This is a genomic window from Aurantimicrobium sp. MWH-Uga1, from assembly GCF_003325955.1.
Lineage (GTDB): Bacteria > Actinomycetota > Actinomycetes > Actinomycetales > Microbacteriaceae > Aurantimicrobium.
This window is the reverse complement of sequence record NZ_CP030929.1, coordinates 369,273-394,461: the sequence shown is the minus strand read 5'-3', so window position 1 is coordinate 394,461 and position 25,189 is coordinate 369,273. Positions and strand designations below refer to the sequence as shown.

General features: G+C 54.5%; 30 protein-coding genes. 6 read left to right on the top strand and 24 right to left on the bottom strand.

Annotated features, from left to right (window positions below; all coding sequences use genetic code 11):
- Positions 1 to 2 precede the first annotated feature (2 nt).
- The 6 genes from AURUGA1_RS02045 to AURUGA1_RS02020 all read right to left on the bottom strand — a co-directional run bounded on the left by AURUGA1_RS02045 (position 3) and on the right by AURUGA1_RS02020 (position 5,360).
- Positions 3 to 890 (bottom strand): amidohydrolase family protein, encoded by an 888-nt coding sequence (locus AURUGA1_RS02045; RefSeq protein ID WP_114128657.1) that lies wholly within the window; start codon positions 888 to 890, stop codon positions 3 to 5.
- Positions 887 to 1,906, bottom strand: coding sequence for an amidohydrolase family protein (locus AURUGA1_RS02040; RefSeq protein ID WP_114128656.1), 1,020 nt, complete (start codon positions 1,904 to 1,906; stop codon positions 887 to 889). Before AURUGA1_RS02040 ends, AURUGA1_RS02045 begins: the two co-directional genes overlap by 4 nt.
- Positions 1,903 to 3,003, bottom strand: a complete 1,101-nt coding sequence (locus AURUGA1_RS02035) for a 4-oxalomesaconate tautomerase (RefSeq protein WP_114128655.1) — start codon at positions 3,001 to 3,003, stop codon at positions 1,903 to 1,905. Before AURUGA1_RS02035 ends, AURUGA1_RS02040 begins: the two co-directional genes overlap by 4 nt.
- Entirely contained in the window at positions 3,000 to 3,680 is a 681-nt protein-coding gene (locus AURUGA1_RS02030) for a 4-carboxy-4-hydroxy-2-oxoadipate aldolase/oxaloacetate decarboxylase (protein ID WP_114128654.1), read from the bottom strand. The genes AURUGA1_RS02035 and AURUGA1_RS02030 overlap by 4 nt, the downstream gene beginning before the upstream one ends.
- Positions 3,681 to 3,777: 97 nt before the next feature.
- A complete protein-coding gene (locus AURUGA1_RS02025) occupies positions 3,778 to 4,569 on the bottom strand; it encodes an IclR family transcriptional regulator (protein ID WP_114128653.1) in 792 nt (263 codons plus the stop codon).
- A 29-nt stretch (positions 4,570 to 4,598) separates the two neighbouring features.
- Positions 4,599 to 5,360 (bottom strand): IclR family transcriptional regulator, encoded by a 762-nt coding sequence (locus AURUGA1_RS02020; protein ID WP_114128652.1) that lies wholly within the window; start codon positions 5,358 to 5,360, stop codon positions 4,599 to 4,601.
- 110 nt (positions 5,361 to 5,470) lie between these two features.
- Here AURUGA1_RS02020 and AURUGA1_RS02015 point away from each other — a divergent pair, with 110 nt between their 5' ends.
- Both AURUGA1_RS02015 and AURUGA1_RS08045 read left to right on the top strand, forming a co-directional pair.
- Positions 5,471 to 6,664, top strand: a complete 1,194-nt coding sequence (locus AURUGA1_RS02015) for a 4-hydroxybenzoate 3-monooxygenase (RefSeq protein WP_114128651.1) — start codon at positions 5,471 to 5,473, stop codon at positions 6,662 to 6,664.
- Positions 6,665 to 6,743: 79 nt separating this feature from the next.
- A complete protein-coding gene (locus AURUGA1_RS08045; protein ID WP_162784032.1) occupies positions 6,744 to 7,034 on the top strand; it encodes a DUF2218 domain-containing protein in 291 nt (96 codons plus the stop codon).
- 7 nt (positions 7,035 to 7,041) lie between these two features.
- Here AURUGA1_RS08045 and AURUGA1_RS02005 read toward each other — a convergent pair whose 3' ends face one another.
- The 11 genes from AURUGA1_RS02005 to AURUGA1_RS01955 form a co-directional block, all read right to left on the bottom strand.
- The gene (locus tag AURUGA1_RS02005) at positions 7,042 to 8,499 is read right to left on the bottom strand and encodes an aldehyde dehydrogenase (protein WP_114128649.1); all 1,458 of its coding nucleotides are present in this window, start codon (positions 8,497 to 8,499) and stop codon (positions 7,042 to 7,044) included.
- A 7-nt stretch (positions 8,500 to 8,506) separates the two neighbouring features.
- Positions 8,507 to 9,169, bottom strand: a complete 663-nt coding sequence (locus AURUGA1_RS02000; protein WP_114128648.1) for an HD domain-containing protein — start codon at positions 9,167 to 9,169, stop codon at positions 8,507 to 8,509.
- A 5-nt stretch (positions 9,170 to 9,174) separates the two neighbouring features.
- Positions 9,175 to 10,419 (bottom strand): NAD(P)/FAD-dependent oxidoreductase, encoded by a 1,245-nt coding sequence (locus tag AURUGA1_RS01995; RefSeq protein ID WP_114128647.1) that lies wholly within the window; start codon positions 10,417 to 10,419, stop codon positions 9,175 to 9,177.
- A 5-nt stretch (positions 10,420 to 10,424) separates the two neighbouring features.
- The gene (locus tag AURUGA1_RS01990; protein ID WP_114128646.1) at positions 10,425 to 10,745 is read right to left on the bottom strand and encodes a 2Fe-2S iron-sulfur cluster-binding protein; all 321 of its coding nucleotides are present in this window, start codon (positions 10,743 to 10,745) and stop codon (positions 10,425 to 10,427) included.
- A gap of 37 nt (positions 10,746 to 10,782) precedes the next feature.
- Positions 10,783 to 11,541, bottom strand: a complete 759-nt coding sequence (locus AURUGA1_RS01985; RefSeq protein WP_114128645.1) for an SDR family NAD(P)-dependent oxidoreductase — start codon at positions 11,539 to 11,541, stop codon at positions 10,783 to 10,785.
- Positions 11,541 to 12,254, bottom strand: coding sequence for an HD domain-containing protein (locus AURUGA1_RS01980; protein ID WP_114128644.1), 714 nt, complete (start codon positions 12,252 to 12,254; stop codon positions 11,541 to 11,543). The genes AURUGA1_RS01985 and AURUGA1_RS01980 overlap by 1 nt, the downstream gene beginning before the upstream one ends.
- Before the next feature lie 25 nt (positions 12,255 to 12,279).
- The gene (locus AURUGA1_RS01975; protein ID WP_240187378.1) at positions 12,280 to 14,127 is read right to left on the bottom strand and encodes a PEP-utilizing enzyme; all 1,848 of its coding nucleotides are present in this window, start codon (positions 14,125 to 14,127) and stop codon (positions 12,280 to 12,282) included.
- Positions 14,128 to 14,203: 76 nt separating this feature from the next.
- Positions 14,204 to 15,274 (bottom strand): PEP/pyruvate-binding domain-containing protein, encoded by a 1,071-nt coding sequence (locus AURUGA1_RS01970; RefSeq protein WP_114128643.1) that lies wholly within the window; start codon positions 15,272 to 15,274, stop codon positions 14,204 to 14,206.
- Between the two features lie 9 nt (positions 15,275 to 15,283).
- Positions 15,284 to 16,510 (bottom strand): cytochrome P450, encoded by a 1,227-nt coding sequence (locus tag AURUGA1_RS01965; protein ID WP_114128642.1) that lies wholly within the window; start codon positions 16,508 to 16,510, stop codon positions 15,284 to 15,286.
- A gap of 140 nt (positions 16,511 to 16,650) precedes the next feature.
- Positions 16,651 to 17,418 (bottom strand): IclR family transcriptional regulator, encoded by a 768-nt coding sequence (locus AURUGA1_RS01960; protein ID WP_205214661.1) that lies wholly within the window; start codon positions 17,416 to 17,418, stop codon positions 16,651 to 16,653.
- A gap of 121 nt (positions 17,419 to 17,539) precedes the next feature.
- Complete coding sequence (locus AURUGA1_RS01955) at positions 17,540 to 18,055, bottom strand: hypothetical protein (RefSeq protein ID WP_114128640.1); 516 nt, start codon at positions 18,053 to 18,055, stop codon at positions 17,540 to 17,542.
- A gap of 94 nt (positions 18,056 to 18,149) precedes the next feature.
- Here AURUGA1_RS01955 and AURUGA1_RS01950 point away from each other — a divergent pair, with 94 nt between their 5' ends.
- Entirely contained in the window at positions 18,150 to 18,392 is a 243-nt protein-coding gene (locus AURUGA1_RS01950) for a hypothetical protein (protein ID WP_114128639.1), read from the top strand.
- On the opposite strand, the gene AURUGA1_RS01945 is transcribed toward AURUGA1_RS01950, so the two are convergent.
- The 5 genes from AURUGA1_RS01945 to AURUGA1_RS01925 form a co-directional block, all read right to left on the bottom strand.
- Positions 18,389 to 19,204, bottom strand: coding sequence for a CoA ester lyase (locus AURUGA1_RS01945; protein WP_114128638.1), 816 nt, complete (start codon positions 19,202 to 19,204; stop codon positions 18,389 to 18,391). The genes AURUGA1_RS01950 and AURUGA1_RS01945 overlap by 4 nt on opposite strands.
- A gap of 9 nt (positions 19,205 to 19,213) precedes the next feature.
- The gene (locus AURUGA1_RS01940; protein ID WP_114128637.1) at positions 19,214 to 19,996 is read right to left on the bottom strand and encodes an alpha/beta fold hydrolase; all 783 of its coding nucleotides are present in this window, start codon (positions 19,994 to 19,996) and stop codon (positions 19,214 to 19,216) included.
- A gap of 13 nt (positions 19,997 to 20,009) precedes the next feature.
- Entirely contained in the window at positions 20,010 to 20,513 is a 504-nt protein-coding gene (locus AURUGA1_RS01935) for a prepilin peptidase (RefSeq protein ID WP_114128636.1), read from the bottom strand.
- Positions 20,514 to 20,615: 102 nt separating this feature from the next.
- On the bottom strand, positions 20,616 to 21,977 hold the full coding sequence (locus tag AURUGA1_RS01930) for a PhoH family protein (RefSeq protein ID WP_114128635.1): 1,362 nt from the start codon (positions 21,975 to 21,977) through the stop codon (positions 20,616 to 20,618).
- A gap of 88 nt (positions 21,978 to 22,065) precedes the next feature.
- A complete protein-coding gene (locus AURUGA1_RS01925; RefSeq protein WP_114129677.1) occupies positions 22,066 to 22,842 on the bottom strand; it encodes an isoprenyl transferase in 777 nt (258 codons plus the stop codon).
- An 87-nt stretch (positions 22,843 to 22,929) separates the two neighbouring features.
- On the opposite strand from AURUGA1_RS01925, the gene AURUGA1_RS01920 reads away from it, so the two are divergent.
- Positions 22,930 to 23,616 carry a hemolysin III family protein gene (locus tag AURUGA1_RS01920; RefSeq protein ID WP_114128634.1) on the top strand — a complete coding sequence of 229 codons (687 nt, stop codon included), beginning with the start codon at positions 22,930 to 22,932 and terminating at the stop codon, positions 23,614 to 23,616.
- On the opposite strand, the gene AURUGA1_RS01915 is transcribed toward AURUGA1_RS01920, so the two are convergent.
- Together AURUGA1_RS01915 and AURUGA1_RS01910 are read right to left on the bottom strand one after the other, a co-directional pair.
- A complete protein-coding gene (locus tag AURUGA1_RS01915) occupies positions 23,613 to 23,951 on the bottom strand; it encodes a TipAS antibiotic-recognition domain-containing protein (protein WP_114128633.1) in 339 nt (112 codons plus the stop codon). The genes AURUGA1_RS01920 and AURUGA1_RS01915 overlap by 4 nt on opposite strands.
- Positions 23,952 to 23,963: 12 nt before the next feature.
- Entirely contained in the window at positions 23,964 to 24,170 is a 207-nt protein-coding gene (locus AURUGA1_RS01910; protein ID WP_096381996.1) for a hypothetical protein, read from the bottom strand.
- 96 nt (positions 24,171 to 24,266) lie between these two features.
- On the opposite strand from AURUGA1_RS01910, the gene AURUGA1_RS01905 reads away from it, so the two are divergent.
- Both AURUGA1_RS01905 and greA read left to right on the top strand, forming a co-directional pair.
- Positions 24,267 to 24,674 (top strand): DUF4307 domain-containing protein, encoded by a 408-nt coding sequence (locus AURUGA1_RS01905; RefSeq protein ID WP_114128632.1) that lies wholly within the window; start codon positions 24,267 to 24,269, stop codon positions 24,672 to 24,674.
- A 10-nt stretch (positions 24,675 to 24,684) separates the two neighbouring features.
- The gene (gene greA, locus AURUGA1_RS01900; RefSeq protein ID WP_096382000.1) at positions 24,685 to 25,176 is read left to right on the top strand and encodes a transcription elongation factor GreA; all 492 of its coding nucleotides are present in this window, start codon (positions 24,685 to 24,687) and stop codon (positions 25,174 to 25,176) included.
- Positions 25,177 to 25,189 lie beyond the last annotated feature (13 nt).

The following is a 25,189-nucleotide window of genomic DNA, read 5'->3' as shown; positions in this document are numbered from 1 at the left end:
GATTAGCTCCAGTAGAGGGTGTTGGGGTTAGAAACAAGCAATTTCTCCTGCAGCTCTGGGGTCACTGCAATCGAAGGAACATAGTCAACCAAGATGCCGTCATCAGGCATCTCGGTTTTCATGTTGGGGTGCGGCCAGTCCGTGCCCCACAAAACGCGGTCAGGGAATTCTTCGACTATCTTCTTGGCGAAGGGAACCACGTCGGCGTACTCAGGTGAACCGCTCTTGGTCAGGCGGTCTGGGCAGCTGACCTTGCACCAGATGTCGTTGTTGCCACGCATGAAGTCAAGGAACATCTCGAATTCCTCGTTGTCGACAGGCTTGGTCACATCGGGGCGTCCCATGTGGTCAATCACGAGTGGAATGTTCAGCGAGTTGAAGAAATCCTTCTTTTCCTTGAGATCTGCAGGTTCGAAGTAGAGCACAACATGCCAACCCAAGGGTCGAATCTTCTCAATGATTTCGCGGTAGTAGTCATCGGGCTTGGGATCAACCAACCGCTTGACGTAGTTGAAGCGAACCCCGCGCACACCCAGATTGTGCATGCGCTGGAGTTCTTCCACAGTGATATCTGGCTTCACCGTAACAACACCACGGGCTTTTCCATTGGCACGCTCTAGGACATCCAGCAAAGCAGAGTTGTCAGAACCGTGGCAGGTTGCCTGCACCACGACATTCTTCTCAAAACCGAGGAAGTCTCGCAGAGCAAAGAGCTGTTCCCAGCTGGCGTCGCAGGGAGTGTATTTGCGCTCTGGAGCGAAGGGGAACACATCTCCCGGACCAAAGACGTGACAGTGCGCATCGACGGCACCTGCTGGGACCGTGAACTTGGGCTTGCTGGGGTTGGGGTGCCAGTCGAGCCAGTCCGCATCTTTCACAAATGCGCTCACAGTCCGCGCTCCTTCAGCTTGGCGTCCAGGCGAGGGAATACCTTACGGGCATTCTTGGAGAAGATGTTGGTGCGTTCTTCGTCGGAGATTTTCGCTGCGTCGATGTAACGTTTGGTGTCATCGAAGTAGTGACCAGTTTGAGGATCAATGCCGCGAACAGCGCCAATCATTTCTGAGCCGAACAAGATGTTCTTGTTATCGATGACATCGACAAGGAGATCAATACCTGGCTGGTGGTAGACACAGGTGTCAAAGAACACGTTGTTCATCAGGTGGGTGTCCACGCTGGGTTGCTTGAGCATGTCTGCCAGACCACGGTAGCGACCCCAGTGGTAAGGAACAGCTCCACCACCATGAGGAATGATGAACTTCAGTGTGGGGAAGTCAGCAAAGAGGTTGCCCTGCAGTAATTGCATGAACGCGGTGGTGTCTGCGTTCATGTAGTGAGCGCCGGTGGCGTGGAAGTTGTGGTTACACGAGGCAGAGACGTGAATCATGGCGGGAACATCAAGTTCCACCATCTTCTCGTAGAGGGGGTACCAGAACTTATCCGTCAACGGAACGGTCTGCCACTGACCACCGGATGGGTCAGGGTTGAGGTTCACTCCAATGAAGCCCAGCTCATTGATGCAGCGTTCCATTTCCTTGATGGTCTCGGTCAGGTCAGCACCGGGTGATTGGGGCAACTGAGCAACACCGACAAAATCTTCGGGGAAGAGGTCAACAACGCGCTTGATCAGATTGTTGCAGGCAACGGTCCACTCTAAAGAGATGCGCTGGTCACCTTCATGGTGGCCCATTGCCGAAGCGCGAGGAGAGAAGATGGTCAGATCCGAGCCACGTTCTTTGATGAGTTTGAGCTGGTTTTGCTCAATGGTCTCTCGGATAATCTCGTCGGAGATTTCAGGGTATTCCGGGCTGGGTTCACCAGCAGCATAGGCAGCAAGCTGGTCAATACGCCACTGGTTGTGCAGCTCTGGAGCTGTTGTGTAATGGCCGTGAATGTCGATAATCATGCGTTCTCCCACGCGGTTTGAGGTACAAAAACTGAACCCTGCATGAGCATGCGGGCGGTGCGCAGCAGCGCAGACTTTGTCACAACAGGTGTACCGGAGGAGTTATCTACTTCCATCTCGACAGTGAAGAAGCCGGTGGGGTGTTCAACCTCAATCTCCATGCTCGAGCCCACAGCGTCCAGGCCAGCTATCTGGGCAGCAACGCTGCCATCAAGCATGCACGCGGTCGCAACGGAGACAGCACCGAGAACACCGATGCTTTCGTGCACGCGGTGAGGAATGAAGGTGCGGGTAGAAACCAGGCCACCGTCTTGTGCCGGCGCGAGCAAACTCATCTTGGGCACAGTCTTGTTTGTGACGTCACCCAAGTTCATGAGTGGACCAACTGCTAAACGAACCTCTTCAACCCGGGCCTTGAGCTCAGCATTTGCCTCCAGCTCAGCTGGAGTTTCGTAACCGGTGATGCCGAAGTCGGAAGCGTTCAGGCAGACAACAGGCATGCCGTTATCAATGCAGGTCACCTGCACACCCAACACCTCATCCACTACATTGCCGGTCGGAAGCAAAGCGCCACAGCTGGATCCAGCAACATCTTCAAAGTTGATAGTGATGGGAGCATGAGTTCCAGGAACTCCGTCAATCCGAGCTGTACCCGCATAGTTCACGACTCCACCGGGAGTCTCCACAAAGGCGGTTGCCTTGGAGTCGGTGTTTTCCATGTAAATCGCCACGGGGGTCACGCCGTCAACGGCTGGGACGAGACCCTTTTCAATCGCGAAAGGGCCGACACCTGCCAGGATGTTGCCGCAGTTTTGTTGGTCACTGACCTCAGCACGGTCAGGCCACACCTGTAAGAACAGGTAGTCCACATCAATACCGTCACGCTCAGACTTCGAGACCACGGCAACCTTGGAGGTAAGCGGGTGACCACCGCCCATTCCGTCGATCTCGCGCACGTCAGGTGAACCCATCGCTGCTAGCAGGAAGGTGTCACGGGCAACACGATCTGTAGGCAGATCACTGGCGAGGAAGAACAGTCCTTTGGATGTTCCCCCGCGCATGACTGCGCAGTCGACGGCTACTTGTGTGTTGGTCATCCCTGGTAGTCCTCATAAACAAGACCCTTTGCAGCAAGCTTCTCGCGCATGTTGTAGATATCGAGACCGAGTTCACCCGCGGCCAAGCGCTTGCGCTTGTCTGCTTCGTTTGCTTCACGAGCCCGTGCAGCTTCGAGGACGCGTTCGGCATCTTCACGCTTGACCAAGCACACGCCATCAATGTCAGCCACGATGACATCTCCGGGACGAACCAGCTGATCTGCCATCAAGATGGGTGTCTGCACGTTCGCAATGGTTTCTTTCACGGTTCCCTGCGAGCTAATGGTCTTGGACCAGACAGGGAAACCCATCTCGGTCAGTGTTGCCACGTCGCGCACACCGGCGTCAATGATCAGACCACGTACGCCGTGAGCCATCAGGCTCTCGGCAAGAAGGTCACCGAGATACCCGTCGTCACAGGGGCTGGTGGGAGTGACGACCAGAATGTCTCCGGGCTGTGCTTGCTCAACGGCAACGTGAATCATCCAGTTATCGCCAGGCGCAACTTCACAGGTCAATGCGTTGCCGGCAATCATGGCGGGAAAGATGGGGCGCAGACGACGGTTCAACAGACCGATACGGCCCTGAGCCTCATGAACGGTGGCGGATCCGAGTGCGGCGAGGCCGTCAACAATCTCGAGTGGGGTTCGTGGTGTTCCTCGAACAACGCGTGCCATGATTCTCCCTTGAAAACTCTGAATAGATGCATAAGCCTGTATCCAGACAACTGCATTGTGGCGCAGAAATCCAAGGACCCTTCCGTATAGTGGAAGGCTAATTTATCTCGGCTTGAGGGCGAACCGTCTCGCCCAGACCTGCCTCAACTAGTTTTTGTGACAGCGCAGCACCAGTGACCTGCATGACAGGCACCATTTTGCCCAAGTCCCGGCCATCACTGGGAGCAACAATTCCCAGCGCCGCAATCACATTGCCGCCTTTGCCGCGCAAGGGCACAGCAATGGAGATTGCTCCATCAGCGAGTTCTTCACGCGTCCACGCGAAGCCTTGCGTGCGAATGGATTTGAGTTGGGACTCCAGCAAACCCGGATCAGTGATGGTTTGATCCGTGTACTTATCCAGAGAGTTAAACACTGCATGCTGAAGTTCTGAACCACCGTGTGCAAGAAGAACTTTGCCCACACCCGTGGCGTGCAGTGCAAGCCTTGATCCCGGTTTACTCATGACTTCAAGGGTCCGAGAGCCCGCTATACGCTCCACGATCAAACAGCGCAGACCATCAAGCACTGCAATTTGCACGGCATCGTTGTGGAATTGGTAAACATCTTCCATGTAGGGAAGTGCCACTTCACGCAGGTCCGAGTGAACGGAAGCAAGCAGGCCAAGACGCCAAATCTTGCTCCCGATTTCGTAATCACCGTCAGTGCCTCGAAAGAGAGCGTTCTGCTTTTCCAACTCATGAACGAGACGATGGGTTGTCGTCAGGGGAAGGTCAGCGCGCCTAGCGATGGAAGCTAATGACTGCCTTCGATGCTTAGCATCGAAGGTGTCGAGGACGGCGAGCGCGCGACCAGTGACAGTGCGAGAAGGGGTGCTCTGAGGTGTCACGATTCGAGTCTATTTCTCCGAAGAGGCAGCTACTGGGAATCAAGTTCAGCAGCTATGGAAGCTGCCGCATCTGTCAATGTGGAAACCAAGCGGTTGATGTCGAGCCTATTGAGGTGAACAATCACGCCGACGGCGGCAACGCACTTCCCCTTGCGCATGATGGGAACAGCGATAGAGCCACTGCCGCGCGTCATTTCTTGACGCGTGATTGAGTAGCCGTTCTTGCGCACCTCAGCCAGATCTTTTCTCAACGCATCAGGATTAGTAATCGATTGTGGGGTGGGCTTAGGAAGTGGTTGAGCAAGGTATTGCTCGATAGCCTTCTCGGATTGATAGGCAAGCAACACTTTGCCCACACCCGTGGTGTGCAACGGGAGATGGCCACCAGCTCGACTGATGGTGGGGATACTGCGCTCACCAACCAGGCGGTCAACATAGAGAGCCTGCCCACGGTCGAGAACAGCGAGCGTGACGTTCTCCCCGGTTTCTTCATAGAGGCGAGCCAGAGTTGGAAGTGCGCTTTCGCGCAGACGTTCACTCAGCGGCGCATGTTGAGCAATGGTCCAGAGTTTGGTTCCCACCCGGAACCGGCGATCGCCACCCTTGCTCAGGAAGCCACCTTGCTCGAGGGTGCCAACAATCCGGTGACAGGTCGACATGGGAAGCTTCGTAATCTCTGCAATCTGCGTCAGGGTGAGTGCGCTGTGCTTGGAGTCAAAGCATCCGAGGATCTCCATAGCTCGTTCCAACAGTGCAGTGGGTGCACCACTGTCAACCCGTGCAGGGCTCATCAGGTTGTCCCTTCTGAAAGTTCCATCTCATGAAACTTTATCCTTGTTTCACGTGTGTGAACAGGCCTGAATAGACACAGACGTTCCCCTGAAAAAGTAAAGGTTCAAAGATGACCACAACTATTCGCACCCAGGTAGGCATTTTGGGCGCTGGCCCCGCAGGACTCCAGCTTGCACACCTCTTGCAGCGCGCCGGCATCGACTCTGTCGTGATTGACGGCCGCAGCCGCGAAGATATTGAAGGAACTGTCAAGGCAGGAATTCTGGAATCCCCCGCTGTTGAGGTTCTTGTCGACACCGACGTTGTCTCACGAGAGCATGTTGAAACTATGCGTCACGACGGCATCGAGTTCCACTTTGATGGACACGCTCACCGCTTTGATTTCCCTGCACTGACCGGCAAGGGCGTTTATCTCTACCCCCAGCACGAAGTGCTCAAAGACCAGATCAAAGCCCGCGTCAATGCGGGTGTCTCTCCCCTGTTCGAGCACCTCGCCGACAAAGTTGTTGATGGCCCCAACGGACCCATGATCGTGGGAAAGACTGCTACCGGTGAAGCATTCGAAATCTCAGCAGATTTCGTTATCGGTGCAGACGGATCGATGAGCATTGCCCGCGAATATGTCACCGGCAATAAGTTCAGTGGCATGGCTCGTGAATACCCCTTCGGGTGGTACGGAATCCTCGTGGAAGCACCGCCGAGTTCAGAAGAACTCATCTATTCGCGCTCTGAAGAAGGCTTCGTGCTCATCTCCACTCGTGACGAGAACATCCAGCGCATGTACTTCCAGTGTGACCCCAATATGGATGTCAATGCCGTCAATGACGAGCAGATCTGGGACAAGCTCCAAGCTGGTGTGGCAACACACGAGCTCAAGCGCGGACCTATCTTCCGCAAGGATGTGTTGAAGTTCCGCAGCTATGTCCACGACAGCCTTCGCAAGAACAAGGTCTTCCTGATGGGTGATGCAGCACACACCGTTCCCCCCACGGGAGCTAAGGGTCTGAACCTCGCTTTCAGCGATGTTCTCTGGCTCAACCGCGCACTTCGTGAGTACTACCGTTCAGGCTCTGAAAAGTACTTGGACACCTACCAAGAAGACGCCCTCAAGCGTATTTGGAAGGCCACCAACTACTCCTACATGATGACCACCATGCTTCACATCGCACCAGATGCAACTGAGTTCGATAAGAAGCGTCAGGTTGCTGACCTCTACTCACACACGCAATCACTTGCCGGACAGACCTTTATCGCTGAAGGGTATGTTGGCTGGGAGTATGACGCCGACGACTGGCGTTCATAATCACACATTACTTCGAGGCCCCCAGACCAGCAGGAAGGGGGCCTCGATCATTTTCACCTTCACACTGGATAATGAGGACATGACCTTCGAACTTGTCGAACGCGCAGAGGTAGTGATTGAGCGCCCTGAAAGATATGGCAAACAACTTGCCTCACATCTGTCTCACAAGTGCCCCATGACGGAAACCAGTCAAGGCTGGGAGCTCCTCATTCGCGATGGTGAGGGCAAAGTGCTCCCCGGGAACGGTGTTCTCGTCCTTGAAGCCCGCGCCCATGACCAAGACACCCTCGTCATTGTCAAAGACGTCCTGGAGCGTCACCTAAGAAAGTTTGCGTCCAAGTTGGAACCACTGGATATTCAGTGGACTTAATCTGCTCTTAGCGCTTACGGTGGATGGACTTCATGCGCGTGTATGCGCCGATGGCCTCTGGTCCGTATTCCATGCCAATTCCTGAATCCTTCCAACCACCAAATGGCGCAGCAAGGTTAGATCCGTAGAAGTTGATTCCCACAGAACCAGATTCAATACGGCGGGCAAGTGCAGCGCCATGGTCAGCATCCTCGGTGAAGATTGAGCCACCCAAACCAAAGGGCGAATCGTTGGCGATGCTGACAGCATCGTTTTCATCCTCATAGGGAATGACAACAAGCACGGGGCCAAAGATCTCTTCACGGGCCACACGCATCTGGTTGTTCACATCAGCAAAGACGGTGGGCTTGTTGTAGTAGCCACGAGTAATGCCCTCAGGCATTCCGGAACCACCAACAGCAACGCGTGCGCCCTCTTCTTGTCCGATGCGAATGTACTCAGCAACAGTGGCCGCCTGCTTCTGTGAAGCAGAAGGTCCATACACAGTTGCAGGGTCGAAGGGGTCGCCAATAATGGTGTTTCCCACAACGGTGGCGACAGCATCGACAACCTCGTTATACATCGACCGTGGCGCAAGAATACGGGTCGAGTTGTAGCAGGTTTGGCCAGTGTTCCGCAGACAGGTGCGGTTGAGCATGGAGGCGAAGTAGTCCAAGTTGGCGTCAGTAAGCACGATGCTCGCTGACTTTCCACCCAGTTCCAAAGTGACCGGGCGAAGCAGGCGTCCGCACTGCTCAGCGAGCAGGCGTCCGACGCCAGTCGACCCGGTGAACGCAACCTTGGCAACCAGTGGATGTTCAACCAGGGCACCAACAACATCACGGCTGCAGGTAATGAGGTTGAGCACACCCTCAGGAATACCTGCGGCCTGGGCTGCTTCCATCAGGATGCGCAGATCCAGAGGCGTCTCTGATGCAGGCTTGATGACCACTGTGCAGCCAGCAATCAGTGCCGGAGCAAGTTTGACCATCACGAGAGCAACAGGGAAGTTCCAAGGTGCAATCAAGGCAGCAACACCACGAGGCTGGCGAACAACCTCTGTGAATTGGTCAGCAACACCAGGGAAAGGACGCTCATCAACCTGGTCAACATAGTCGGCAAGGCCTGCGTAGTAGCGCAGGAGCTTGCCAGCGTGACCTGCCGCCTGACGCGTTTCGGTGATTCCAGTGCCGTTTTCACTGGTAATAATCATGGCCAAGCGCTCAGCGCGTGCTTCAAACTCGTCCGCAAGACGCATCATCATCTCTGCACGTGCGGGGGCGCCGATATCGCTCCATCCTGTGCCACGGAAAGCATCGTGGGCTGCCTGAACAGCACGGTCAATGTCTTCAACGGTTGAGGCAGGAACAGCACCCCACACTTCCTCCGTGGAAGGATCGACAATCTCGATCTTCGTGGAGGAGAGGGACTTAACCCAATCTCCGTTGATGAAGTTATCGTCGTGGTATTCCTGGAGCGTGGTCATGATGTCCTTACTGAATAACGTCGAGTTTGAGCAGTTCGATGGAACGAGCAAGTTCTACTTCTGCGATGGCGCGTGCCTCGGGAGTAATGAGCTGGCCATAGATGGTGTCTTCAAGACGGAGGCGAATCTCCTGTGGTGTCTTACCAAACCACAGTGCAGAGAAGGCCATACCGGTGGGTTGGAAACGCCAGAGGCGGTCAGCATCACGCATGATGGCATCTTCGATGCCGTCATGGTTGGGGTCAGTGTCGTGGCCGTCAATAATCTTGCACACTGCCTCGACGACCTCATCGCTATATCCCAAGGGTGGCAATACTTCGCGGGCGATGTTGCATCCCTCGATTTCGTGCAGAACTCGAATATCAGACTGCATAGCGTTCTCGCTGCGGAAACCCTCAGAAATGATGCGCTCCTCATCGACACGAGCCCAGCCGGTGTCGTGCAGAAGTATCGCAAGACGAGTCACTAGTGAATCTGCCTCGGGGTGGTGGTCCAGGAGTAGCTCAGCAAAGTTGAACGACAGTGGCAGGTGAATGTCGTTAGCACGAGTGCGCAGGTAGGGGCGAACTGCCACCCATACTGCATCAAGGTTTTCCCACTGTCCGCGGGGGCTTGCCCCATTAGCGAGGGTCGGGATGTCTCCAAGGACATGCGTGTATTCCATCGTCATTTTCTTTACGCTTCCCCGCCCGTGATGAGCGTTTTGAGGGCAATGGTGGAGTCTGCTGCCGCATCTGCAGGAATAGTGGCACCTGCAGTAAGTGCGCGGCGAACGGCCATGTAGTCACTGACGTCGTTGACAGCGTCGATAGCCAACAGGGAACCGTTCTTGTAATACAGAACGGAGAACTTTTCCGCGGCCATATCGCCGCGAATAACGGTCTGGTCATATCCAGAAGACAAGCCAGCAATCTGAAGTTTGAGATCTGCCTGATCAGACCAGAACCAGGGAACAGCACGATAAGGCTCGCGAATTCCCATGAGGGTCTTGGCGGCAACCTTGGCTTGATCAACAGCATTCTGTACAGATTCAAGTCGAACCTGACCTTCGTGGCCAAGTGGGTGCGGCAAAATCACTGCATCACCGGCGGCAACAACATTGGGGTTGGAAGTTTCGGCATATTCGTTGACAACGATGACGCCATCTTCCATCTCTAGCGCCAGCTGGTCGGCTAGTTCACCGCGTGCGGTGACACCAATTCCGACCATGACAATGTCTGCTGGGACCACAGAGCCATCAGCTAGTTGCACTCCGGTTACTTTGCCGTTGTCACCAACCACGCGAGAGACCTGAGCATTGAGAGTGACGGTGGTGCCACGTTTTTCATGGGCTGCTTTATAAAAGTCACTCACGATAGGTGAGACTGCACGACCCATGAGCCTGCTACCGGATTGCAACACGGTGACGTTCTTTCCATGCTTTTGTGCAACCGCAGCAACCTCAAGACCAATAAATCCTCCGCCGAGCACTACGACGTTCGTAATGGAATCCCACCGCTTTTTCAGCTCTTTGGCATCGTCGAGGTGGCGCATGTACAGCACGCCGTCAAGATCAGCTCCGTCGACTTTTAATTTGCGCGGATCTGCACCTGTGGTCAGAGCAAGCTTGTCGAATGCATAGGTTTTTCCCGAGCGGCCTGTGGCCACTCCCCCGTTGGGGCCAAACTCCACATGCTCGATTTGCTCACCGGTAACCACGCCAATGTTGTTCTCAACATAGAAGTGCTCGTTACGGAACTCTAAAGATTCTTCATCCATCTCGCCGGCCAGATAGGCCTTTGACAGCGGTGGGCGCTGATAGGGAGCATATGCTTCCTCGCCCACGATGGTGACATCACCGGCATAGCCTTCGTCGCGCAGCGACGAGGCTATTTGCATGCCGGCTTGACCGGCACCAATGATGAGAATCTTTTCTTTCATGATGATTACTGCTTAGGGGCAATCCGGACTTTGAGACCGTCGAGGTCTGCACACATCTTGATCTGGCAGGACAGGCGGGAAACTGGAAGGCGCTCCGATTCGGCACCATCGAGCATGTCGTCTTCGAGGTCAGAAACTTCACCAACAGCTTCGACGAATGCATCGTCGACGTAAACGTGGCAGGTTGCACAGGAGCAAGCGCCACCACACTCTGCGACGATGCCCTTGACGCCGTTCTTGACAGCAATCTCCATTACGGAGTCACCGTCGCGGGCTTCAAGAGTGGTCTCGGTTCCGTCGGGGGAAATGTAGGTTACGTGAGGCATGTATTACTCCTGTTGTCTCTTTCTGTCGTACGAGTTCTTAGATAAATTGTTTGCCGCCATCAACCACGAGGGTCTGGCCGGTGATGTATCCGGACTGATCGCCGGCAAGGAATATTGCGGTTCCCACAATGTCTTCAGGCTGGCTGGCGCGCTTGATGGCACCGCGGTCAACACCATAGGTTTCTGCGTCTTCCATCAGGCTCAAGCTGGCCTCAGTGAGCGTAAACCCAGGCGCAATGGCGTTGACGGTGACACCCTGGGGTCCCACTTCACGAGCCATTACGCGGGTCATGCCGATGACTGCCCCCTTGGAAGCGACATAGTGCATCCACAGTGGTGAGCCACTGAAAACGGTGGCGGAGGCTATGTTCACAATACGACCACCGGGCTGCGCCATTCGCGGATATACCGAGGCAGAACACAGCCATGCACCCTTGACGTTCACGTTCATCACGCGATCCCATTCGGCAGGGTCAATCTCGGTAAAGGGCTTGCGGGTCAACGTTGCGTAGATGGCTGCGTTGTTGATGAGCACATCAATACGGCCAAAAGCATCAATAGCTGCCTGAGCAAGGGCGTCGGTGGATTCTTTGTTGGTGACATCGACCTTGACAGCGATTGCTGCTGCGCCAGAGGCGGTCAGCATCGCTGCGGTTTCTTCCACACCAGCAAGGTCAATATCGGCCACAACCAGCTGGGCACCCTCGGCTGCAAAACCTTGCGCAAATGCGCGACCGAGGCCTCCAGCTGCACCGGTGACGATAACAACCTTGCCCTCAAATTGATCTGTGGCCATTAGGCGAGGTCCTCTCGAGTGTACGTATTAGCCAGTTCATCCATGTAGTCCATGCACGCGGTAGTGACAAGAACCCTGGACATTGCTTTGGCTTGGTCAGTAAAAAGTTCGTTATATGCGCGGTAAGCACACAGGCGCAAGGACTGCTCGGCATCAATACCAAACCAGTCCATCACGACGCGGCGACCGTGTGGGGTGACGCGCCAGACCTTGTCGGAGTCTTTCACGACAGCGTCGTTTGTGCTCATCGCCACAAGGCGGGTGTCGTGGCCATCAATGATGTCCACAATCTGGACGATGTCTTGCTCGGGGACCCCGACCTGCTCGAGGATTTCACGAGCAATGCGTGCACCCTCTTTTTCATGCTGAATGATGAGGTGATCGAGAGAACCATCAGCTCCGGGAGCAATAGCTTCCAGTGCTAGGCGTTCGTCGACAGTGGACCAACCCGTGTCGTGCAGAAGAATCGCAGGAAGCACGATGTTTTCATCGGCTTCAGGGATTTGTGAAAGCAAAGCTTGGGCGATTGAGTACGCATAGAGGCTGTGTGCATCGTTATCGCGGGTGCGAAGGAAATCCTTTGCGAGGGACCAAATCGCCCCATCCCGCTCGTTCAGTTCAATCATCCCGGGGACTCGCGATGCGTCCGGAATTTTTCCGGTGACATCGCGGCCCAGGTGATTGACAACTGGTGAGTGGGATGGGGACGACATGGTGTATTCCTTAGCGGCTACTTACTTAGCCAATAATCTCGACGGTACCGTTCGAGCCATCGACTCGAAGCTTCATACCGGTCTTGATCTTGGTGGAAGCAGAACCGGTACCGGTCACGGCGGGGAGGCCGTACTCACGGCAAACGATAGCCGCGTGGCTCATCATTCCACCGATGTCGGTCACAGTTGCGCTGATCTTGCCGAAGACAGGTCCCCAGCTCGGTGCGGTCACAGGAGCAACAAGGATTTCGCCCTGCTGGAGCTCATCGAGCTGCTCTGGTCCCATGATGACGCGAGCCTTACCCTCAACAACACCAGGGGATGCTGCCATACCCTTGAGCTGGTTGGGGTCGCCCTCTTCAGCGCCAAGCCACTGCTGAACCTGCTCGGTGGTGATACCCCAGAGCATGATGGTGAATGGCTCGTTGATTTCTGCAGGAGGCTCGTTGAATGCAGGCTCGGGGCGTGCAGTCATCAAAGCATCGACGATCTTGCGACGACGCTCGATCTCGGCTGGCCAGTAGGTAGGTGCGATGCAGTCAGCGCCAACACCCCAACCGGTTGCAAGGTCGAACAGTACGGGACGTACTTCGTCACGGGTCAGGTACAGCATGTCATCTGGTTCAGTCCAGAATCCGTAGCTGTGCAGCAGACGAGACAGCTGACGAACCTTGCGCCAGAAGACACCCATGGTCCAGTGCTCGATGTAGAAGTTGTGGTCTTCTACATAGGGGTAGACGGTGCGTGCAAGACCGAGCTTGCCGTTGAAGGTCTCGAGGGCTTCGCCGTCGAGAAGTTCAGCGTACTCACTGGTGATGCGGTCGCGCTCTGCGATGAGCTCGTCCTTGGGGCGGTGAAGCTGCTCGCCCTTTGCAGCACGAACAACGTAGTCCTGGATGTACCCCATGGGGAGATCCAGGTTGTCACGCCAGTAGACGTCTGAACCGTAGAAACCGTTACCGCTGGTGTAGTTGAACCAAGGCTCCTGAGCCTTCTCCCATGCAGCAATCCACTTCTTGCCATCAGCAGAGCCTTCGAGCTCAGCAAGAGTTGCTGCAGCATCGTTGTTCTTTGCGAAAACAGCGGTGAGGTTGTGCTTGACAGCTAGCTCAGCAAGATCCTTGAGCTCGTCATCGGGACGGAAGAGAACCGAGTCCACACCCATCACCATCTTGGCGATAGCCAAGTCGGGGATGCCGGGGAAGGATTCCTTGCAGAAACCGAAGAAGTCCAGGTAAGCAACGTAACCGAGGTTCAGGAACTCGAAGTGGTGCTCCCAGTTCTTATATGCCAGCTGGATCAGACGGTCATAGTCAGCCATCATCTTGGCGGTGGGGTCAATACCAGCACCGCTGGTGATGACCTCAATGTCAACCATGTCTGGAAGCGCTTCGAAGTTGATGGCGTCCATCTCTTCGATGGTTGCAAGAACCTTCTTCTTCCAGTTTTCGAGCAGGGTGTTCCAGTTCTGGAAGTAGTAGCCTGCACGCTCCATGAAGTGAGGTACACGGTCACCGATGAGCTCAGGTGCAACAGCAACTGGGCTCATGTAGCAGAAACCGTTGTGAATACGGAATTCAATACCGTTTGCTGGAGGAATGATGTAGTGGCGGGTGTTGTATGCACCGAGGCAACGTACGGCAAATTCCACACCGACGGTCTCAAATGGCTTGAACACGTTGGGCCAGTGCTGCGAGTCGCAGAACCAGAACTTCGCGTTTTCCTTGTCCTTCAGGTTCTCCTGGAATACAAGGTTGTATGGGTAGAGGTCTTGCCAACCTTCAGCGCCCTTGGGTGCTGGCAGGTCATAAGGCGAGACGAAGCTCTTACGAGCATCGCTAGGCGTCATTGCTTTTGCCTTCTTTCCGAACATGTGGTGGTGCCTTTCTCATCGTCGAGACTGGTGTTACAGGGTTTATTGGTGCAGGTGTTGCCGTTGTTGTGGGGCTTTACTTGCGGTCTCCGATTTGGGCCATCAGCGACTTTGTGATCGCTTCAATACCGGAACCGGTGGAAGTGATCTTCACTTCCTGCTTCTTCTGCGACCACACCGTTTCGGGGCGGCTTTGCAGAAGGAGAACGTTGGAACCTGCAGGAAGGTCGGCGTCAATAGCCCACTCAATGTCCTGAACTGTTCCGTAGTGTTTGTGTGCAGCCTTAGCTAGGGTTGCAACCTGAATGAGCTCTTCATCGCTGAGGCTAGGACTGTTGCGACGCTCGGCGTCGACTTCCTTGCGGATCACGGTGCCATGACCTGAAGGCACGAGTTCTTCGTGCTTGTCAGAAATGGTGCGGTTGATGATGTGCATCATGACTTTGTCGATAAGGAAGTTATCTGGTGTGACTTCACCCGAGACAACCATCTCACCCAGGCCCCAACTGGAGTCGACAACAATCTTGGACTTGTCACCGTTGCTGGGGTCAATGGTCATGGCAACACCGGAGGTGCGAGAGTTGACCATCTTCTGAACGGCAACAGCCATCGAGAGACCCTCATCGGGGATGTTGTTTGCCATGCGGTAGGTGATGGCACGCGCGGTGTACAGGGATGCCCAGCATTCACGAATCTTCTGCATGACTGCCTCTTGGCCGATAATCCAGAGGTAGGTGTCCTGCTGTCCAGCGAAACTGGCGTCAGGCAAATCTTCAGCGGTAGCGCTGGAGCGAACGGCGACAGGGACTTCACCGCCACAGAGATCCATGAGCTTCTTGTAGGCGGCGATTGTTTCATCGCGCACATCTGCAGGTACTTCCTGAGTCATGATCAGTTCACGGATGTGAGCTGCACGGGTGTCCACATCGGTCACATCGTTGGGGTCAAGACCGTCGAGGTGCTTGACGATGTGATCGCGCAGCGTGGTCTGGTTCATCACGGCATCAAATGCGTCGGTGGTGACCGCGAATCCGGGAGGAACAGGCATACCAGCGTTGGTCATGATGGCCAGGCTGGTGCACTTCCCGCCTAGACGGTCGTGTTCTGGAGTTTCAGTGCTGTCAAAAGCGAAGGTGTACTTTCCCATGGTTTTCCTTTACTTGGTCCACTCAACTGGTACCGACGTTGGTACCCGGAAGGAGAGATTTTCGATGAAGTTGATATCTGCGCCTGGCATCAGTCGCAGGGTTGGAATTTTCTTGGTGATTTCTTCCAAAGCAACCTTGCCCTGCAGTTTTGCAAGGAGGTTTCCGAGGCAGAAGTGGATTCCGTATCCAAAAGACATGTGGTTACGGGCGTTTTCGCGACCGATGTCAAAGACATCGGGGTTCTCAAACACACTGGCATCGCGGTTTGCCGAGCCCATGAGTAGGAGCACGCCAGATCCTTCAGGAATCTTGACTCCGGCGATTTCTGCATCGCGGGTTGCCTTGCGACGCCAGGCCACAATGCTTCCGGCCATGCGCAGTACTTCGTCGATGGCGCCGGGAATCTTCTCGGGATCTTCCACGAGAGCTTGGTAAGTTTCCGGGTTTGACAGCAGCATGCGCAGCGAGTTCGAGATCAGGGTCGTGGTTGTTTCGTGACCGGCGAAAAGCATCGAATAGAGCAGGGATGCAATTTCGTGGTCAGAGATGTCGTTGCCTTCAGCCTGAAGCTTTAACAGGTCAGCAGCGAGGTTATCTTGTCCAGGGTTTGCCTTGTTGTTGGCCACAACTTCCTGGCAGAAGTTCCAGTACTCAACGAGGTTGTGTGCGTGAGGAATCTGTTCCTCATCGGTGAGCTCTGCCCAGGTCATTAAGGCACGACTACCGGACCACTTCTTGATTTCAGGAATGCGAGAAATGGGAACACCGAACAAGGTCAAGATGGTGATTGTGGGCAGGTCGTTGGCGATGTCGCTGAGAATATCTCCGGGTTCTCCCGCGGCGAGCATCTTGTCAATCATGATGTCGACGTTTTCGCGAATAGCAGGTTCGAGAACTTTGTAGCGGCGAGGAGTGAACGCCTTGGAGGCAATGGAGCGAATGCGGGTGTGCTCTGGCGGAATGCGAGCAGACAATCCTGAGTAGGCGGTGAAGCCGCCTTCTTCCATGATCTTTTTGGCAGGTGCACCCATGGGGCGAACAGGAGCCTGAGCATTTTCCGAAGAGAAGCTCTCCCAGTCTTCGAAGACTGCTTTGACGTCATCGTAACGGGAGACTACGTAGTAACCGATGCGGTCGTCATACATCACGGGCTCTTCGCGGCGAAGCTCAGCGTAAGCGGGGAAGGGGTCCTTCATGTTGAAGGGCTCGTATCCGTGGTATGTGGTTGCACCCATGTGCGTTCCTCCTTGAACTGCTTATTTACATAGTCGACCTGTCGGAGGTAAACAGATAGACATGTTTCTCACTCAATGAGAATGACATTGAAAGAATTTTTCTCCCCCGCGTAAATACAGGAAAAACGTGGGAAAAATAGTTAGCGAATAGCCCGGCCAGACATCGAAGATTGGATACTTTCGACCGTTCCTCGCATCAGAGGCATCAAGCGGCGAACCTCACCAATCTTTGCTTTATCGAGCACCATACCCACCGCAGCGATGGTCTGACCATCAACGATGACCGGCAGCGCAAGAGAGAACTGCCCCACACGCATTTGCTCAATCGTGATGGAATACCCAGTGCGCTGCACTTCATCTATTTCGGCACGAAGAATCTCAGGATCAACCACTGTTTTCGGAGTGGGCGTTTCCAATTCACGCTCGAAATAGGCCTCGATAAACCATTCAGGTTGGGCTGCCAACAGCACACGGCCGACGGCCGTGGCATGCAGAGGCAGCCTGCCACCCACGCGTGAAATGAGGGGCACTTTGCGAGAACCATAAATCTTGTCGGTGTAAAGAGTTTGGGTTCCCTCGCGCACCGCCATGTGCACGTTCTCGTGAGTGAGATCAAAAAGATCTTGCAAGAAGGGGTGAGCCCGGTCTCGCAAACGACGACCAGCTAACTGGCCCAACTCCCAGATGCGCATACCCACTTGATATTTGCCATCCGACGTCTTATCCAGACCGCCCCACTCTTCCAACTCATGCACGAGACGATAGGTGGTGGACAGGGGCAAACCAGAACGCTGCGAAATACGGGCAACAGAAAGTGCCCCTGGAGAATTCTCAAAAGCAGAGAGCACAGACAGTGCGCGCGAGGTGACACTGCTGGATTCAGCTGTTTCAGCTTTGTTGTGTGCCACCATCACCACCTTGTTGAGTGCCTCAAGGTCATGTTACCCAACACAATCCCATCAATGGGAGTTCTCGGTGATAACGCAAATACCCCCGGAAAAACCGGTGGTATCGAGCTCACAAAAAGAATTAGTTGCTTTGGGGTGCTTCAAGCTGTGGCATCTCTCCGGGGGCGGGAAACATGTGCTTCATGTCCCCTTCCAGCTGGTCGAATTCGTGCATCATGTCATTCATGTCACCCTCAAACATCATGTGATCGCCACCACCTGAGACGTGAACTTCACCAACGGGGTACGCAGGACCAAAAGGTCCACTGAATACTGCTGCTGTAAAGGCAACCCACATTCCCAGTAGGAAGATCCCGATAATGCTTAGGGCACCGCTGACAACAACAGCGACTTTCGCCAAGACATTATTCTTACCTGCCTTGTTGGACCAGACCCACGCGATGATTCCTAGCGCTAGTGCGGGAAGTGGCATAAAAAAAGCGAACACCAAAGCAACTATTCCTAAGGTCTGCCCAGGATATGACGTGACAGCGGAACCGGGAGCATCAGCAGGTTTGGTGCCGGATGGAGCAGTCTTTGCGGAGGAGGACTTGGGCTCTTGGGGAGGATCAAATGTTTCTGGGGTGGACGCGGCCATGGTTACTCCAATAAGTGGGAATGTCTCATCACGGTATCGAGCGAACTTATGAGTGGGCTGAGAGAAGTAATAAAATTGCCCTAACGTGAGATGTATGGCACATCCTCACCAGCAGATCTCTGTTCACGTTCGCGCCTTCATCACCTGGCTGACCATTTTCCCCCTGGTTGCACTGGGTTTGACGTTTCTTATGCCACTACTTGGTGACACACACCCCATCTTCAAGGCATTCGTGTTGACGCTGATTGTGGTTCCTCTAGCGGTCTACGTCATTGTCCCCCGACTATTGGGGCTTTACGTCAAGCTCAGCTCGAAAAAGAGTTCCAGTCCAAACTAGGAAGGGTTGATGCCGAAGGCAACGGCCAACTTCTCGATCTTCTCGGCACGACCCAAACGAGGCAGGTCACTGCCGTCGCGGACAACACGTCCGCGAGCTTCGAAGTCTGCAAGGAATGTTCTGGCCCAGGCGACATCAGATTGCGTGGGGCTGATTGCTTCATTGATGACCGGGATTTGGTCATGGTGCAAACACAGCTTTCCGGTCATGCCCAAGGCAACTGCGTGCTCTGACTTCTCACGCAGAATTCCATAGCTGGATCCAACTGTGGGGCCATCGATGGGGCCAGGAAGGTTTCCAATGCGGCTTGCCACGACCAGGCGCGAGCGAGGATACGCCATCGCGATATCTTCCACGCTGGTTCCGGTGTCGCGGCGGTAGTCACCGCTGCCAAAGGCGAGACGGAATGCTCCGCGTGCGCAAGCAATCTCTCGAGCTTCTTCAATACCCAGAGCCGACTCAACCAGGGCAAGCACGCGAGTCTTACCGCCAAGTCGGTCAAAAGTTTCAGTGACGTGTGAGCCATCTTCTGTTTTGGCAAGCATGACACCCAATAACCCGGGGACGTCCCGAAGCTGGTCAATGTCGTCTGACCAGAAATCAGATGCACGATCGTTGATGCGAACCCAAGCTTGCTTCGTTTCCAGCCACTTGGCCACCTCATCGCGGGCAACGTTCTTCTGCGAAGGGTCTACTGCGTCTTCAATGTCGAGAACAATCTGGTCAGCTTTAGATGAAGCAGCGATGTCAAACTCTTCAGTTTTTGCCCCGTTAACAAGCAGCCACGACCGCGATATTTCTGCAGAAATCATAGATAAAGACTACTTGGACAAAAAGGTCGTCATTGCCTTGGCAACCTCCAGTGGTGCTTCGACAACTGCCTGGTGTGATGCGCCGGCAATGATGACCTGGTGTGCTCCCGGCACTGTGTCAGCAATCAGTGCACCCGCTGCAGGAGGAGAACCAGGATCGATTTCTCCCGAGATCACCAGAATGGGCACACGAATGTCTGCAAGGTATCCCCTTGCATCAAAGGCACCAAGTGCTTCACATGTTTTGATGTAACTGGAGTCATCAGTAGTAGCGACCATATCCAGAAGTGCTTTCACTGCTGCTGGATCTTTGGTGATGAAATCATCAGAGAACCAGCGGGCAGGCAGGGAAGGAACGAGTGAAACCGTTCCTTGCGCTTCGACCTGAGCAATGCGTTCACTCCACCCCTCTGGGCCTCCCATATAGGGAGCAGAACAGACCACAACAGAGTGCTTAATGCGGTCTGGGTATTTGTGAGCAATCTCGAGAGCTACGGCTCCAGCAACGGAGACCCCGGCAAAGTCGAACCTCTGAATTCCGAGCTTGTCTGCCGAAGCGATGACGGCATCAGCGACGTCTTCGAGTGTGTAGGAATCGCTAGGAATAGGTGATTTACCGTGCCCGGGCATATCAAAGCGCACGATGGAATAGTGCGCGGAGAGGGCAGGCATGGCCCTCTCCCACAAATGAATATCAGTGCCGAGGGCATTGCCAAGAACTAAAACGTTGTCTGCTGCTGCAAGTTCCTCAGAGGGAGTATCAGAGACGGTGTATATCTGTGGGACGGCCATAGCCCCACTTTACTCAGCTTGCGAATAGCACGGTAAGCGCCAGGGCAACCCAGAACCCCAGCAGCATGAAGGGTCCAAAAGGAATACGGGTCTCTTTCGTCACCGCCCAAGCTTGAGAGAAGGGAAGATCTTTTCTCCTGCGCAAAGTGATGACTAACACCACGAGTGAGGCAAGGCCTCCGAAGATAAATGCAAAAACGGGAGAAAGAATGGCCGTGGGTGCACCAATCAGCCCGGCAGCGCCACCGAGAACCCCGGCAAGCTTCACATCCCCCATACCCATTCCCCCGCCGTAGCTAAAGATGAGAAGGAATCCGAAATAGCCTGCTGCTGAGATGGCAGGTATGAGTGGATACTCCCCCGTGCTGATCCAGACGCCGATCCAGGCAATAGCGATAGCGGCATAACCGGGCATCACCCAGGCATTGGGAAGTCGATGAGTGCGCCAGTCAATGCGCACCAGTGGAATCGTCACGACCGCGAGATAGGCCAGCGGAATGATGTGCCACAACGTCATGTGCTCACGCTAATGCAGATAGCCCTCGCAGTGCGAGGGCTATCCACAGTCCGCGGGTGAGCTGACGACGAGTATTCTCCTCCCCAGCTATTCGCGTGGCGTCTAGAGGACTTCCTGGCGCTCCAGGAGGTCGGTGACGAGCGCCGCAATTGCGGAGCGCTCAGAACGGGTCAGAGTGATGTGGCCGAAGAGTGGCTGTCCCTTCAGACTTTCAATCACGCTGGCAATGCCATCGTGGCGACCCACTCGCAGGTTGTCTCGCTGAGCAACGTCATGAGTGAGAACAACTCGAGAGTTTTGGCCAATACGGCTGAGCACCGTGAGCAGAACGTTACGCTCGAGGGACTGCGCCTCGTCCACGATGACGAATGCATCGTGAAGTGAGCGGCCGCGAATGTGTGTCAGCGGAAGAACCTCCAGGATTCCGCGGTCGACAACCTCATTCATGACGTTGTCAGAGACCAGAGCTCCCAAGGTGTCAAAGATGGCCTGACCCCAGGGGTTCATCTTCTCTTCTTTATCCCCAGGGAGGTAGCCCAACTCTTGGCCACCAACTGCGTAGAGCGGACGGAAGACGATGATCTTCTTGTGTTGCTGACGCTCCAGCACTGCCTCTAGACCTGCGCACAATGCCAGTGCCGACTTTCCGGTACCGGCAGAACCGCCCAAAGAGATGATCCCCATACTGGGGTCGAGCAGCATGTCAATGGCCAGGCGTTGCTCTGCCGAGCGACCGTGGAGGCCAAAGATGTCCCGATCTCCGCGCACCAAAGCAATCTCACCCTGATGTACCACACGGCCCAGAGCTGAGCCACGGTCTGAGTGAATAATGAGCCCAGTGTTGATGGGGGTGTCCTTAACAGCGCTGGTGCGCAACACCTCATCTTCATACAAGATGGCCATGTCATCCGCGCTGAGGTCAATCTCTTCGTGCCCCATCCAACCGCTGTCTACAGCCAGCTCGGCACGGTATTCCTCGGCGTTCATGCCGATAGAAGAAGCCTTGACGCGCATGGGGAGGTCTTTGGAAACCACGGTGACGTTGAGACCGTCATTAGCAAGGTTCATTGCCACAGCAAGGATGCGGCTGTCGTTATCACCTAGTTGCAGTCCTGATGGAAGCACTGCTTGGTTGGAGTGGTTGAGTTCAACTCGGAGCGAACCACCCTCCCCGATGGGGATGGGGAAATCTAAACGTTCATGCTTGATGCGCAGATCATCGAGAATGCGCAGAGCTTGCCGAGCAAAGTAACCTATCTCGGGATCATGGCGCTTCTTTTCCAGCTCACTGATCACCACCACCGGGATGACCACGGCATGTTCGGCAAAGCGAAACAGTGCCTGGGGGTCAGACAACAAAACCGAGGTATCTATGACATAGACACGCTCGGTTGTGGATGAGGAAGTGGACTTCTGGCGCTGACCGGATTGACCAGTCTTAGCGCCACTACTTTGTGGGCTCATGTGATGAAAGTACGACCCTCATCACACACTTTTGTGACGACACGCCCGATGTTCAGCTAAGTGTCATCTGGATGTAATCCAACAGGGTTTATCCACCGAAACGACGCTCTCTGCGTGAGTAGTCACGCATGGCACGTAGGAAGTCGACTTCACGTAAATCCGGGTAAAGAGCTTCTACGAAATAGAACTCGGAGTGAGCGCTTTGCCACAGCATAAAATCTGACAAGCGCTGCTCACCAGATGTTCTAATGACGAGGTCTGGGTCAGGAAGTCCGCCTGTGTAGAGGTGGTCGCTGATGAGTTCAGGAGTGAGCTTTTCGGCTAAGTCATCGAGATTGCCACCGTGTGCTTGGTGTTCTGAAATGATGCTTCTCACAGCATCGGCAATCTCGGCACGGCCGCCATAGCCAATTGCTAGGTTGACGTGAAGACCAGTGTTGTTTTTGGTTCGCTCCTCAGCATCTAGCAATGTTGCTAACAACTCTGGGGGAAGAACATCGTCTTTGCCTACGTGGTTGATTTTCCAGTTACGGAAGTGAGACAAGCCTTCAGCAAGCTCCGCAATGATGTTGTACAGCTCGGTGAGTTCAGACTTATCTCGGCCAGTGAGGTTGTCAGTGGAGAGCAAATAGAGCGTGACCATGCCGATGCCCAGATCATCACACCAAACTAGAAACTCAGGAACCTTCTGGGCACCTGCGCGGTGGCCATGAGAAGGGTTCTCCAAAAAGCGCTCTCTCGCCCAGCGACGGTTGCCATCAACAATCATTCCAATGTGGTGTGGAAGATTGTCCTTGTTGAGCCCCCGACGCAGGCGTTTTTGATACAGGCCATAGAGCGGACCTGTCTTATTCGCGCGCGACATCACGTCCATGACTTTACCGAAGGTTAGGCGCCTGCGAGCAGTGTTTCGCCCAGCTTGCTCACAATAAAACTGGTGTACGCTACTTAAATGAGCTTGCCACTAATCGAGGATGCAGAGTCTCACCCCCACGTTGAGGTGAAGCCTTCCTGGCGTGGATGGATTCACACCGGAACTTTCCCTCTGGCAATCGCCGCAGGAGTTGTACTTATTGTTCTGGCCGATGGCCCAGCAGCTAAGTGGAGTTCTGCCGTCTTCATGACCACCTCACTGCTGCTTTTTGGCATCTCAGCCCTGTATCACCGCATCAATTGGAAACCAAAGACCAAGGTGATGCTCAAGCGCTTTGATCACGCCAACATTTTCTTACTCATCGCTGGTACGTACACGCCTTTAGCGGTGCTGGCTCTCCCGCCGAGTAAGGGCGTTCTCCTGTTGGTGCTGGTGTGGAGTGGTGCCCTCTTGGGCATTTTCTTCCGGGTGTTTTGGGTGCACGCCCCGCGTTGGCTCTATGTTGCTTTATACATTCTGCTCGGCTGGGCAGCGATGATGTACGTGGTTGATCTCTTCCAGGCAAACGTGGCCATGATGGTGCTGGTCATCGTAGGTGGTTTGGCCTACACCGCCGGCGCCGTGATTTATGGAATGAAGAAACCAAACCCCATTCCAGGGGTGTTTGGCTTCCACGAAATCTTCCACACCCTCACCGTTATCGCGTTTATGTGCCACTGGACGGCAATTTTGCTCATTGCCATGCACCCTGCCTATAACGCCTAAAGGTTGTTATCTGCCCAGATGACGATCGCGTCGTAGTGGTATTTTCCTAAACCTTCGGCTATCCCTTCGTAGGTGTCCCGATAGGGCGAGGGCATGATGTAACTCAATGCGAGACTCTTGTAAGCCTCTCGAGTGGGTTTCCAAAACTGAGAGCAAAACTCGTAGTGCTGACGCACAGCATCCTGAATGGATGCCGCGTCAGCTGGCAGGCCAGCATTGAGGCCTTCAACAAATTGCTGCGTAATTGCATCAAAAGCAGCAGTGAACTGCTCGTTTTGTTCTTTCGAGAAGTCATTGGAGTACTGCTCGGAATACATTCCGAACTGGTTCGACATGAGGGAAAGTGACTACTTCGACTCGGCGGCGCTGGTGTCAGCAGCCTGCTCAGCATCGAGCTTCTTGTTGATCTCTGCGCGCATGTTCACCCGGCGCATGCGACGAACCATGTCGATCAGAAGTAACACGGTCGCAATGGTGACAAGGATTGTGGCAACGAATCCCACCACTCCAGGAGAGACCAGCTGAGGGTCAATTGTCTCTTCTGCAAACAGCACGATTCCTCCGAAGGGTTTTTAAGCTAATAGCCTTATAAATAGAGTACTGGGCGAAACTGAGAATTCGTCCGTCACGACGGGCCACCAAGGAGCTCCATGAGTACCGAAACCAACCTCGCAGATCGCTACGGACGATCACGCGATGACCGCGGACCCATTCGCCGCAACCTCGGTGTCATTATCGTCTCCACCGTCATAATTGTTGCTCTGGTGAGTTGGGTCATCTTCACAGATGCACTCGGGTTTGGTCCGCAGACCTCCGCGCGCGATTTGGGATTTGAGGACCTGACAGAAACAAGCGTGACCGTCGAATTTGAACTCACGGCTACCCCCGGGCATGAGGTTGCCTGTGCCGTGCAGGCGCTCAACACAAGCTTTGCCATTGTGGGCTGGAAAGTATTTATCTACCCTCCGTCGCAGCAGCGCATCCGCGATATTAAAGAGACCATCACCACCAGCCAACCAGCGACCACCGGTTTGGTTTACCAATGTTGGCTCACCTAGGCTAAACCCTATGGCTAGCGAAGAAATCAAAGAAACATGGCTCACTCAAGAGGCGTATGACCGCCTCAAGGGAGAACTCGACACCTTGTCCACCACCGGTCGTGAAGAGATTGCCAAGCGTATTGAAGCTGCCCGCGAAGAGGGTGACCTCAAAGAAAACGGTGGCTACCACGCTGCTAAAGATGAGCAGGGCAAGATCGAAGCTCGCATTCGCACCTTGACTGCTCTTCTCAAGGACGTCAAAGTGGGCGAAGCCCCCCAAAGCTCTGGTGTTGTCGAAACCGGTACAGTGATTACCGCCACTATTGCTGGTGATGAAGCTACGTTCTTACTCGGCAACCGTGAAATTGCTGCCGGAACCGACTACACGGTTTACAGCGAGAGCAGCCCCATGGGTGCTGCCATCCTAGGTCTTAAGGTTGGGGAAAAGACCACCTTCACTGCACCCAACGGTAAAGACATTGAAGTAAAAGTCATCAACGTGGAAACGTTCACCGGCTAACACAAACCACACG